At 72.6% G+C, this 12,039-nt stretch carries 11 protein-coding genes; 7 read left to right on the forward strand and 4 right to left on the reverse strand.

Features of this window, described 5'->3' with window-relative positions; translation table 11 throughout:
• The first annotated feature begins 6 nt into the window (after positions 1-6).
• Both tesB and C3492_RS44435 read left to right on the forward strand, forming a co-directional pair.
• On the forward strand, positions 7-879 hold the full coding sequence (gene tesB, locus C3492_RS03555; RefSeq protein ID WP_103810230.1) for an acyl-CoA thioesterase II: 873 nt from the start codon (positions 7-9) through the stop codon (positions 877-879).
• Between the two features lie 242 nt (positions 880-1,121).
• Positions 1,122-1,490, forward strand: coding sequence for a hypothetical protein (locus C3492_RS44435; protein WP_103810231.1), 369 nt, complete (start codon positions 1,122-1,124; stop codon positions 1,488-1,490).
• Between the two features lie 88 nt (positions 1,491-1,578).
• On the opposite strand, the gene C3492_RS03565 is transcribed toward C3492_RS44435, so the two are convergent.
• Both C3492_RS03565 and C3492_RS03570 read right to left on the reverse strand, forming a co-directional pair.
• Positions 1,579-2,367: a phosphatase gene (locus C3492_RS03565; RefSeq protein ID WP_103810232.1), complete on the reverse strand. Its 789-nt coding sequence runs from the start codon at positions 2,365-2,367 to the stop codon at positions 1,579-1,581.
• Between the two features lie 78 nt (positions 2,368-2,445).
• Positions 2,446-4,080, reverse strand: coding sequence for a PucR family transcriptional regulator (locus tag C3492_RS03570; RefSeq protein ID WP_181140178.1), 1,635 nt, complete (start codon positions 4,078-4,080; stop codon positions 2,446-2,448).
• A 189-nt stretch (positions 4,081-4,269) separates the two neighbouring features.
• Between C3492_RS03570 and C3492_RS03575 the strand changes: the two genes are divergently transcribed.
• Genes C3492_RS03575 through C3492_RS03585 form a run of 3 tightly spaced genes read left to right on the forward strand, consistent with a single transcriptional unit; the run spans position 4,270 to position 8,461 of the window.
• Positions 4,270-5,730: a sodium:solute symporter gene (locus tag C3492_RS03575; RefSeq protein WP_103810234.1), complete on the forward strand. Its 1,461-nt coding sequence runs from the start codon at positions 4,270-4,272 to the stop codon at positions 5,728-5,730.
• Positions 5,731-5,786: 56 nt separating this feature from the next.
• Positions 5,787-6,767: an agmatinase gene (speB, locus tag C3492_RS03580; RefSeq protein WP_103810235.1), complete on the forward strand. Its 981-nt coding sequence runs from the start codon at positions 5,787-5,789 to the stop codon at positions 6,765-6,767.
• On the forward strand, positions 6,764-8,461 hold the full coding sequence (locus C3492_RS03585; RefSeq protein ID WP_103810236.1) for a thiamine pyrophosphate-binding protein: 1,698 nt from the start codon (positions 6,764-6,766) through the stop codon (positions 8,459-8,461). Before speB ends, C3492_RS03585 begins: the two co-directional genes overlap by 4 nt.
• 418 nt (positions 8,462-8,879) lie before the next feature.
• Here the strand turns inward: C3492_RS03585 and C3492_RS46600 are convergent, their stop codons facing one another.
• Positions 8,880-9,239, reverse strand: coding sequence for a peptidase inhibitor family I36 protein (locus tag C3492_RS46600; protein WP_103810237.1), 360 nt, complete (start codon positions 9,237-9,239; stop codon positions 8,880-8,882).
• A gap of 154 nt (positions 9,240-9,393) precedes the next feature.
• Positions 9,394-9,813: a hypothetical protein gene (locus C3492_RS03595; protein WP_103810238.1), complete on the reverse strand. Its 420-nt coding sequence runs from the start codon at positions 9,811-9,813 to the stop codon at positions 9,394-9,396.
• A gap of 131 nt (positions 9,814-9,944) precedes the next feature.
• Here C3492_RS03595 and C3492_RS03600 point away from each other — a divergent pair, with 131 nt between their 5' ends.
• A complete protein-coding gene (locus C3492_RS03600; protein WP_103810239.1) occupies positions 9,945-10,868 on the forward strand; it encodes a serine hydrolase in 924 nt (307 codons plus the stop codon).
• 53 nt (positions 10,869-10,921) lie between these two features.
• Entirely contained in the window at positions 10,922-11,947 is a 1,026-nt protein-coding gene (locus C3492_RS03605) for an esterase-like activity of phytase family protein (protein ID WP_103810240.1), read from the forward strand.
• Positions 11,948-12,039 lie beyond the last annotated feature (92 nt).

Raw genomic sequence — 12,039 nt, forward strand, 5'->3', positions numbered from 1 at the left:
CACACCATGAGCCAGGCACTCCAGGATCTCCTCGATCTGCTCGACCTGGAGCAGATCGAGGAGGACATCTTCCGCGGCCGGTCCCGCTCCGCCGTCGTCCCCCGCGTCTTCGGCGGGCAGGTCGCGGCACAGGCGCTGGTCGCCGCCGGGCGGACGGTCCCCGTGGACCGGCCCGCCCACTCCCTGCACGCGTACTTCCTGCGCCCCGGCGACCCGGGCGCGCCGATCGTCTACACCGTGGACCGCATCCGTGACGGCCGGTCCTTCACCACCCGCCGGGTGGTCGCCGTCCAGCACGGCAAGCCGATCTTCCACCTGTCGGCGTCCTTCCAGGTGTACGAGGACGGGCTGGAGCACCAGGCGCCCATGCCCGCCGCGCCCGACCCGGCGACCCTGCCGACCTCCCAGGAGCGGCTGCGCGGCTACGGCCACCTCGCCCCCGACGTCGTGGAACGGTTCCTTGAGGCGCGCGAGGCGATCGACCTCAGATACGTGGACGAGCCGCCGTACGGGCGGTACGGCGAGCCGCGGGAGCCGCACTCCCAGGTGTGGTTCCGCACCAACGGCAAGCTCGATGACGATCCCCTGCTGCACGTCGTCCTCGCCACCTACGTCTCCGACATGACCCTGCTCGACTCCGTGCTGCTCGCGCACGGGCGCGGCGGCTGGGCCGTCGGGGACGTCGTCGGCGCCTCTCTGGACCACGCGATGTGGTTCCACCGCCCCTTCCGGGCCGACGAATGGTTGCTGTACGACCAGGAGTCACCGTCCGCGCACGGCGGCCGGGGCCTCGGCCAGGCCCGCATCTACACCCAGGACGGGCGGCTCGCCATCTCGGTCATCCAGGAGGGCGTTGTCCGCGTGCCGAGACGGCTGTGACAGGGGCGCTCTCCGAGATGACGCGTGACCTATGTGGGATTAGGCTCTCTGAGTGAAGGCCGCAGTGAACGGCATGCCCGGCAGACCCGGTGTGTGAGGTGCCCGGCACCGTTCGGTTCCAACTGGCTGCGGCGACATTTGAAGACCGCGCCGCATTCTTCCCCTTTCGCAGCGGCGACGGCCATCCACCTCGCGCCTCCCCCAGGGAGCCGTGAGAGACGATGGAGATGGAAGGTATTCCCATGCGATCACAGCGCGCGAGGCGTCTTGTCGCGATTTCCGCCAGCGGTCTGCTGCTGGCCGGCGGAGCCGCGATCGGCACCGCCGGAACCGCCTCTGCCTCGACCCACACCGACCACAGTTCCTACAGCTGGAACTGGGGCGACGATGACGACGACAACGGCTACGGCGGCGACCACGGCGGCTACGGCGGTGACCACGGCGGCTACGGCGGCGACCACGGCGGTGGCGGAGGCCACGGCGGCGGTGGCGGCCACGGCGGCGGTGGCGGCGGCCACGGCGGCGGCGGTGGCGGCCACGGCGGCGGCGGTGGCGGTCACGGCGGCGGTGGCGGTGGCCACGGCGGCGGTGGCGGTGGCGGCGGTCACTGAGCCGACCAGGAACTGACGACGTGCGGCCCCGGCCTACGGGGCCGCACCTCGTCGTTGACAGAACATCAGTGACAGGCGTGACGCGACGTCAGACCAGGCCCGCCGCGGCGAGCAGGTACGCCGTCATCGGGTCGTAGTGACGCGGGCTCACCACATGGTCGTCGAGCGGGACGACGACCTGCACGGTGCCCTCGGCCTCGGCGAGGAACAGCGCCGGGTCGTTGCAGTCGGCGTACCCCACGGAGTCGACGCCGTGCTGTCCCGCGTACCCGGCCCAGCCGTGGTCGGCGACCACCAGGTCCGGCAGCGGGCGCCCCTCCCGCCCAAGTCCCGTCAGGATGGCCCGCATCGGTTCACCGGAGTGGGTGTGCCACAGGGTCGCCCCGTGCTCCAGCACGGCCACGTCCGCGAACTGCATCACGTAGCCCTCGTCCGTCCGCAGCCCGTCCGGGATGACGACGATCTCGCAGCCGGCGGCGCGAAGCGCGGCGGCCGTGGCCCGGTGGACGTCCAGCAGACCGCCCGGGTGCCCGGTCGCGAACAGCACCCGCTGCCGGTCCTCGGCCGCCTTGCGCAGCCGTGCCGCCATGCGGTCGAGGGCGTCCACCGTCAACTCGGGGTCGATGGTGTCCTGCCCGTACCGGTACTCCGGGTCGTCGTTGACGCCCACCCGCTCGGCCATGACCGCGAGCACGTCCTGCTCGTCCGTCCAGCGGTCGCCGAGTTCCAGGCCGAGCCAGTAGTTGCGGACACCGTTGGCGAGCTGACGGTAGTGGGAGAGGTTGTTCTCGCGGGGCGTGGCGACGTCCCCCGCGATACGCGTGCGCACCAGGTGGTCGACGAGCTGGGCGCGGCTGGGGGTCCCGGATATCGGCATGCCTCCCATTGTGGGGCAGTGCGCGGCGCGCGTCCTCGGCATACCGAACGCTGGGACGGCGGTCACGCACGGTCGCCGTCAGTCACGGCGCAGCGCGAACCACAACTCCATGCGCACGTCCGGGTCGTCCAGGTCGGCGGCCAACAGGGCGGCGCAGCGGGCGATCCGCTGCCGCACGGTGTTGCGGTGCACGTCCAGCGCCACCGCCGTACGGTCCCAACTGCCGTGCAGGGACAGCCAGGTGCGCAGGGTGTCGGCGAGCGCGGGCTGTCCCGCGAGGGGGGCGAGCAGCGTACGGGCGTGGGTCTCGGCGTCGGCCGGCGGCACCAGGTCCGCGAGCGCCGGCCGGGCCGCGTGCCGGACCAGCGGGGTGCGGGTGGCACGGGCCCGGGCGAGGGCTCGGGCGGCCTGGGTGTCGGCGGCCGGCCACTCCGGGGGCCCGGCCGCGGCACTCACCCCGAGCGTCCAGCCGGGCTGCGGCTCCGGTTCCCGGTCCGCCGGCACCAGTACCCGTACGACGTCGCGGGCGAGGTCGACCAGGGGCGAACCCAGGGCGGCGCCCAGCGCGGAGGCGGCGACCGCGTCCGGGGCCTGGGCCTCCGGCCGCGCGTGCACCACGAGCCACTGCCCGGTGCCGAGCAGTGGCGCCACCTCCTCGGGCGGGGCGCCGAGCAGCAGCCGGACGAGCGCGGAGGACCGGGCCGCCCCGGCCCCGCTCTGGTGCTCACCGGTCAGCAGGGCCAGCAGGACGGCGGCGACGGAGGCGATGGTGTGATCACCGGGGTCCCGCCGGGGCGCGGCCACCCCGAGCACGAACCCTTCCCCGGCCCCGAGGGCGTAGACGGCGAGGTGGGTGGCGCCGTGGGTGTCGGTGGCGGAGGTGGGGTGCGGACGGGCGGCCGGTGCGCTCGGCGTGCTCGGCGTGCTCGGTGCGGAAGGGGTCGGGTGCGGCCGGCCGCGGGGAGCGGTCGGCGGGGGAGGGGCCGGCTGCGGTCGGCCGGGGTGAGAGGCCGTCGCGGCGTGCGGTCGGGCGGGGGCGGCGGTCGGCGGAGCAGCGGCCGGGTGCCTGACCACCCCCGCCAGCTCCGCCAGTGCCGTCCGGGCACCCTCCGGTGTCTCCCGGCCCGCCCCCGCGATCTCCGTGCCGTCGGGGCCGTAGAGCACCGCCCGGCCGCCCAGCCGCTGGGCGAGCTGGCGCAGCACCGAGGGAACCGGATCGGGCCGGGAGGCGGCGGCCGCCAGACTCTGCTGCGCCTCGGTGACCCGGCGCAGCTCGGCCAGCCGGGCCTGTGCCATCAGCTGCCAGACCGCCCGGGCCACCCCGGAGAACGTGGTCTGCGGCGGGACCTCCAGCAGCGGCAGCCCGTACCGGTCGCAGGCGGCGACCAGGGCGCGCGGGACCGTGTCGTGCACGGGGGCCACCCCGAAGCCGAGGGCCGCGCCGCCCGCCGCCACGATCCGGGAGACGTAGTCGTCGAAGTAGGTGCCCGAGCCCGCCGCCTCGGGGATGTGCACCCCGGCGGTGAGCAGCAGCTCGCCGCCCAGGAGGTAGGGGTAGGGGTCGGCCATCTCCGAGGTGTGCGCCCAGTGGATCACGATCCCCGGGTCCGTCGGCCCGGCGATCTGCCGCAGGGCCAGGTCGTCGCGGGCCAGCAGCGCCTGGAGCGTGACCGGTGGGGTCGGTGGGACCGCTGGGGCGGTCGTCTCCGGCATGGTGTGCGTTCCCTCCATCCCGCCCCGTTCATATGGATGAAACGTACACTTCGCAGTCGCTTTCCGGCCACCTAGCCTCAAGGGGCACGGCAGCCGCGGGTACGGGCGGATGTCCCCGCGAGCCGCTGCCGACACATCCCCGAAGCACCTGCACGACACGCCACCGGACAGTGCGCGAAGGAGGGCCCCATGGCCGTCGACTACACAGTGATCGTCGTCTATCTCGCCGGCATGCTCGCCATGGGCTGGTGGGGCATGCGCCGCGCCAGGTCCAAGAGCGAGTTCCTGGTGGCCGGCCGCCGACTCGGGCCCGCCATGTACTCCGGCACCATGGCGGCGATCGTCCTCGGCGGTGCCTCCACCATCGGCGGCGTGGGCCTCGGTTACCAGTACGGCCTCTCCGGCGCCTGGATGGTCTTCACCATCGGTCTCGGTCTGCTCGCCCTCTCCGTCTTCTTCTCGGCCCGGATCGCCCGCCTGAAGGTGTACACGGTCTCCGAGATGCTCGACCTGCGCTACGGCGGCCGGGCCGGCGTGATCTCCGGCGTGGTCATGTGGGCGTACACCCTCATGCTCGCGGTGACCTCCACCATCGCCTACGCCACGATCTTCGACGTGCTCTTCGACATGAACCGCACGGTCGCGATCATCCTCGGCGGCTCGATCGTCGTCGCCTACTCGACCCTCGGCGGCATGTGGTCCATCACCCTGACCGACATGGTCCAGTTCGTCGTCAAGACCATCGGCGTGCTGCTCCTCCTCCTGCCGATCGCGGTCGTCAAGGCGGGCGGCTTCTCCGAGATGAAGGCCAAGCTGCCGACCGGGTACTTCGACCCGCTCGGCATCGGCGGCGAGACGATCTTCACCTACGTGCTCATCTACACGTTCGGCATGCTGATCGGCCAGGACATCTGGCAGCGCGTGTTCACCGCCCGCAGCGACAAGACCGCCAAGTGGGGCGGCACGGTGGCCGGAACCTACTGTCTGGCCTACGCCCTGGCCGGCGCGGTGATCGGCACGGCCGCCAAGGTGCTCTACCCCAAGCTGGGCAGCCCCGACGACGCCTTCGCCACCATCGTCAAGGACGAACTCCCCGTCGGCGTGCGCGGACTGGTCCTGGCCGCCGCCCTCGCCGCCGTGATGTCGACGTCCTCCGGCGCCCTGATCGCCTGCGCCACGGTCGCCAACAACGACATCTGGTCCCGTCTGCGCGGGGCCGTGCGACGGGACGGCGAGGACCACGACGAGGTCAGGGGCAACCGCGCGTTCATCCTGGTCATGGGCCTCGCCGTGATCGGCACGGCGATCGCTCTGAACAACGTGGTCGAGGCGCTCACCGTGGCGTACAACCTCCTCGTCGGCGGGCTGCTCGTGCCCATCCTGGGCGGCCTGCTGTGGAAGCGCGGCACGGTCCAGGGCGCGCTGGCCTCGGTGATCGTCGGCGGCCTCGCGGTCATCGGTCTGATGGCCGGCTACGGCATCCTCGCCAACGAGCCCGTCTACTACGGTTTGCTGGCCTCCCTCGCGGCCTACGTCGCCGTCTCCCTGGCCACGAGGCCCACCGACGAGACGGTCCTCGCCACCTGGCGCGAGCGCCTCGCCGGACGCTCCTCCGAACTCCCGTCCGAACCGGTCCCGGCTCACCAGTAGAGTCATAGGGAAAGCAGTACAAGCGCGATGAAGCGCTGGAAAGAAGGCATTTCACCATGAGCAGCAACGAGACGCCCCGCGGCCCCGTCGACTCCTCCCGCATCCCGCGGTACGCCGGCCCCGCGACCTTCGCCCGGCTGCCCCGCCTGGACGAGGTCGGCACCGCCGACGTCGCCGTCGTGGGCGTGCCGTTCGACTCCGGCGTCTCGTACCGGCCGGGCGCCCGCTTCGGCGGCAACGCCATCCGCGAAGCGTCCCGGCTGCTGCGCCCGTACAACCCGGCGCAGGACGCCTCCCCGTTCGCCCTCGCCCAGGTCGCGGACGGCGGCGACATCGCCGTGAACCCGTTCAACATCAACGAGGCCGTCGAGACCATCGAGGCCGCCGCCGACGACCTGCTCGGCACCGGCGCCCGTCTGATGACCCTCGGCGGCGACCACACCATCGCCCTGCCGCTGCTGCGCTCGGTGGCGAAGAAGCACGGCCCGGTCGCCCTGCTCCACTTCGACGCCCACCTGGACACCTGGGACACCTACTTCGGCGCCGAGTACACGCACGGCACCCCGTTCCGCCGCGCGGTCGAGGAGGGCATCCTCGACACCTCCGCCCTGTCCCACGTCGGCACCCGCGGCCCGCTGTACGGCAAGCAGGACCTCACGGACGACGAGAAGATGGGCTTCGGCATCGTCACCTCCGCCGACATCTACCGCCGGGGTGCCGACGAGGTGGCCGACCAGCTCCGCCAGCGCATCGGCGACCGCCCGCTGTACATCTCCATCGACATCGACTGCCTCGACCCGGCCCACGCGCCCGGCACCGGCACCCCGGAGGCGGGCGGCATGACCTCCCGCGAGCTGCTGGAGATCCTGCGCGGCCTGGCCGGCTGCAACCTGGTCTCGGCGGACGTCGTCGAGGTCGCCCCGGCCTACGACCACGCCGAGATCACCTCGGTCGCCGCCTCCCACACGGCGTACGAACTGACCACCATCATGAGCCGCCAGATCGCGGCGGCCCGGAAGGACGCGGAAGCGAAGTGACCCACGACCACGACCTGGTACTCCGCCCGACGCCGGCGCAGATCACCGCCGCCCTGAACCCTCCCCCGGGGCGCAACGGCGGAGACCTGGTCGTGGAGACGCTGGCCGGGCTGGGCGCGACGACCGTCTTCGGCCTCCCAGGCCAGCACGCCCTCGGCATGTTCGACGCGCTCCGCCGCTCCTCCCTGCGCTATGTGGGCCTGCGGGTCGAGAACAACGCGGGCTTCGCGGCGGACGCGTACGGCAGGATCACGGGCGAGGCGGCACCGCTGCTGCTCTCGACGGGTCCGGGCGCGCTGACGTCACTGGCCGCGCTCCAGGAGGCTGCGGCGGCCAGCGCGCCGGTGCTGGCTATCAGCAGCCAGGTCCCGACGGCGGGCCTGGGCGGCGGCCGGCACGGCTACCTCCATGAACTCCCGGACCAGGCGGCCTCGTTCCGGGGCGTGGTGAAGTCGGTCCACACGGTCCGCACCCCCTCCCAGATCCCCTCCGCCCTCGCCGCGGCCTGGAAGTCGGCCCTGACGGCCCCGCACGGCCCGGTGTGGGTGGAGATCCCGCAGGACGTCCTGCTGGCCGAGACCTCGCTGCCCGTGGTGACCGCGATGGACGCGACCCCGGACGACCTGGTCCCGCGCCCCGAACTGACGGCGGTGGCGGCCGACCTGCTCTCCCGCGCCGCCCGCCCGGCGATCATCGCGGGCGGCGGGGTCGTCCGCGCGGACGCGTCGGGCAAGCTGCGCCGGCTGGCCGAGAAGCTCCAGGCGCCGGTCGTGACGACCTTCGGCGGCAAGGGCGCGTTCCCCTGGCACCACCCCCTGTCGTTGCAGTCCTGGCTGGAGGACCGGCACACGACGGACTTCCTGGAGGACGCGGACGTCCTGCTGGTGGTCGGCTCGGGCCTCGGTGAACTGTCCTCCAACTACCACACGTTCAGGCCCCGGGGCCGAGTGATCCAGATCGAGGCGGACCTCGGCAAACTGGAGTCCAACCACCCGGCCCTCGGCATCCACGCGGACGCCCGCCTCGCCCTCCAGGCGCTGCTGGAGACGGTGGAGGAGCGCGCGGACGCCTCGGCGCCCGAGCGGGTACGGGACCTCCTGGCCCGCGTCGCCGAGCGCATCGCGTCCCAGGACCTGACCCTGGAGCAGAACGTGCTGGCATCGGTGCGCCGCGCCCTGCCCGCCGGCTCCCCGTCCTTCTGGGACATGACGATCCTGGCCTACTGGGCCTGGTCCGCGTTCGACGCGCAGGGCCCGAACACCATGCACTCGGCCCAGGGCGCGGGCGGCCTCGGCTACGGCTTCCCGGCGGCCCTGGGCGCGGCGGCGGCGGACCCGACGCGCCCGGTCCTGGCGGTGTCGGGCGACGGCGGCGCCCTGTACTCGATCGCGGAGCTGGCTACGGCGAGGCAGTACGACCTGAACGTCACCTGGCTGATCGTCGACGACGGCGGCTACGGCATCCTCCGCGAGTACATGACGGACGCCTTCGGCCAGGCGACGGCGACGGAACTCACCCGCCCCGACTACGTCGCCCTCGCCGAGTCCTTCGGCGTGCCGGGGGTGCGCACGACCCCGGAAACCCTGGAGGAGGACCTGGCGAAGGCGCTCGGCACCCCGGGCCCGTCGGTGGTCGTACTCCCGGCGCTCCTGCGGATGTTCGCGCCGACGCACCTGGGTCAGCCGGCCGGCTAGTCGGGCAACTGCGCAGGCCACGAAGTGACTTGAGTGGTCGGAAGGTGCCGAGCCGGCCAGGGGCGGCCAGTATGCTCTGTGCCGCTGGTGCTTCGATCGTGGCACCGCGGAACGCGAGCCGGAACCGCTTCCCCGGTGGGCGCGGGTCACGGTCGGGGTTCGGCCCGAGGGGGACGGCTTCGCCGGATGGCGAGGTGAGTCCGACCGGCTGCAGATCGGCCGGACCCACCCGGCGCATGCACTGCGGTCCGGCTCCGGTGCCCGCCGGGGCCGGACCTCGCCGCGCTGACGGCGCCGACGAGTTCGCGCCCGTATCCCTGCGGCACGGCGCCGGTACAGTGCACGTCACCAGCCACTGCAGGCCGAGCGCTGTACGGTTTTCGGCATCAGGCGAACAGCCAGGCGGTACCGCCTCCCCTCAGCAGCCGCCCGGCCCCACCCCGTCCATCCGGCCGCCGAAGTCGCCGAGGTAGCGGGAGCGCCAGTCGCCGTTGAAGACGTCCCGTTTCTCCACCGGACCCCAGTTGATGAAGCAGGCGCGGGTCGATGCGACGAAGGAACCCACGTGGTCGTGGAGGCTCGGCGGCAGGTCGCGGTAGCCGCTGCGGGCCGTCCACTCCCAGTACGAGCCGCCGAAGCCCTCGCCGCTCCAGAAACAGACGGAGCCGTCGGGGCAGGAGGGCTGGGCGGCACGGGCCGTCGCGGTCCCGGCGGGCAGGAGTACGGCGGACACGGCGAGGGCGGCGGCCAGCGTCCAGGCGCGGAGCTGTTGCTTCATGTGGCTCTCCAGGAAGGGGAGTCGGGACGCCCGGCAGCGCGCCGGGCACCGCCATGGTGGGGGCGGGCCGACGGAACACGCCCGGCGGCGGGACCGCCTTCGCCGGTGTGAGGGAAGAAGTGGGACTAGTACGACCACGGGGGCCGGAAGCTGTCTACGCGTCACGCCCGTCGACGTGAGGGGTGTTTCCGCACGCGTGAGGGTCGGCGAGAAGCAGAACGGAGCAGACGGCGGAGCAGGCCGGCCCCGCGTACAGCAGAGGCGGGGCCCAGAACCACACCTCCTCGGTGTCGTGGCCGCTGGTCCAGTGGCAGGTGACGGACGGGGGGAAGCCGTCCACGCTCACCGAGGTCAGGCCGTAGTCCCGTCCGGCATCCCGGTACACGCCGTCGCCGCCCCTCTCCCCGCACAGGTCGAGCGGGTTCGTGAAGGCGAGCCCGTAGACGGTCGCCGCCCCGTAGCCGGCGATCGCCGCCGCGGCCCCGATCACGGCCCACCGGGCCGACCGCGAGGGCTTCCTCCTGGTCGCGGGCGGGCCGAACTTCGCCGTGACCGCCGTACGCCGGGACGGCACCTGTGAGGAACTCCCCTTCTGCGAACGCGCGTACAACTATCGACCACCCTGGCGAGTCAAGTCATGCAGCGCACGGGTGCGCTCAACGGCGTTCAGGGGGACGCCCGTACGACGTTCAAGGGGAACTTTCCATGACTCACCGGATATCCGGCCGGGCCGGCGTGCTCGCGGCCGCCGTCAGTGCCGCGCTGCTCGTCCCGGCGGTCACCGCCGCCACCCCGGCCGCCGCGGCCACGCCCACCGTGACCTGCACGTCCGCCAAGGCGGGCCTGGCCGCCAAGCTGAAGAAGGACATCACGGCCGCCCTCACCAACCGCAAGGGCACGGTCGCCATCGGCCTGTACGACCGCGGCACCAAGACCACCTGCACCCTGCGGGCCACCAGCGCGTACGACTCGGCCAGCACGGTCAAGGTCACCGTGCTCGCCACGCTGCTGTGGGACGCGAAGAAGCACAACCGGTACCTGACGAGCACCGAGCAGTCGCTCGCCAAGGCCATGATCACCCAGTCCGACAACAACGCGACCAGCAAGCTCTGGAAGCAGCTCGGCATGACCAAGATCAAGGGCTTCCTGGCCGCCGCCGGCATGACCAAGACCGTGCCGGGCGCGAACGGCTACTGGGGCCTGACCCAGGAGAACGTCAACGACGAGCAGAAGCTCCTGAAGCTCGTCACCGCCAAGAACAGCGTGCTGAGCGACAACTCCCGCGCCTACATCCTGAAGCTGATGGGCCAGGTCGTCTCCTCGCAGCGCTGGGGCACCCCGGCCGGCGCGCCGTCCTCCGTCTCCGTGCACGTGAAGAACGGCTGGCTGCAGCGTTCCACGCACGGCTGGCGGGTGCACAGCCTGGGCACCTTCAACGGCGCCGGCCGCGACTACATGATCACCGTGCTGACGCAGGACAACAGCACCATGAGCTACGGCGTCACCACGATCCAGAACGTCGCCAAGGCGATCCACAAGGACCTGGTGCCGACCACCAGCGGCGTCACCCGCTACACCCCGACCAGCCAGCCGCGCGAGGCGTTCGTCGCCGTACCGCCGCGGAGCTGACCCTTCACGAGGCGGTCTCGCGCACGTCACCGACGAGTCCTACGGTGAGAGCCATGCGCCTGAGAACCGTACTCGCCACCCTCACCGCCGGCCTGGCGGCGGCCACCTGTCTGGCCGCCGCCGGGCCGGCCGCCGCCGGCACCACCGCGCGCCACGCCTGCTCGGCCACCGTGTCGATCGACCGCTTCTCCGACGCGCTGGACAAGACGACGTACGACGGCACCTTCGTCGGCAACTTCTCCGCCCTCGCGGTGGACCGGGACGGCTCGCTCGCGGCCCTGGCCGACCGCTCGTCGCTGTTCCGCCTGGACGCCCGTACTCTCCAGCCGCGGGCGGCCGTGCGCCTCGCCGACGAGAAGGGCGCCGACCTCGACTCCGAGGGCCTCGTCATCGACCGGGACGGCACCCGGCTGATCTCCTCCGAGACCGAGCCGTCCGTCCGCCGCTACGCGCGCGACGGCACGATCCTCGACCGCCTCCCGGTCCCGTCCGCCCTCCAGGTCGCCCCGGCCGGCCGCGCCACCACCAACCAGACCTTCGAGGGTCTGACGCTGCTGCCCGGCGGCCACACCCTGCTGGCCTCCATGGAGTACGCGCTCGCGGGCGACTCCGCCGGCATCGTCCGCTTCCAGACGTGGACCCGCCACCACGGCCGCTTCACGATCGGCGCCCAGTACGCCTACCGCACCGACGCCGGCCTCGGCGTCCCGGAGGTCCAGGCGACCCCCGACGGCCGCCTCCTCGTCCTGGAGCGCGGCTTCACCGCCGGCGTCGGCAACACGGTCCGCCTCTACCTGGCCGACCCCCGCCACGCCACGGACACGAGCGGCACCGAGAACCTCACCGGTCAGCCAGGGGTCCGCCTGGTCGAGAAGACGCTGCTGGCCGACATCGCCGGCTGCCCCTCCCTCGGCGCCACGGCGAGGCAGCCCCAGCCGAACCCCCTCCTGGACAACATCGAGGGCATGACGATCACGGGCCGCGACCACGCCGGCCGCCTGAAGGTCCTCCTGGTGAGCGACGACAACCAGAACGCGGCCCAGACGACCAGGTTCTACTACCTGCGGGTACGTGTCTGACCGCTGCCCCGGATTGTTGCGGAGGGATGAAATCCGCATCGTCCGGCGTTGACGCCTTCCGGTAGAGCAGGCCGAAAAACTGGAGGCACCGG

This window comes from Streptomyces sp. Ru62 (genome assembly GCF_002920615.1).
Lineage (GTDB): Bacteria > Actinomycetota > Actinomycetes > Streptomycetales > Streptomycetaceae > Streptomyces.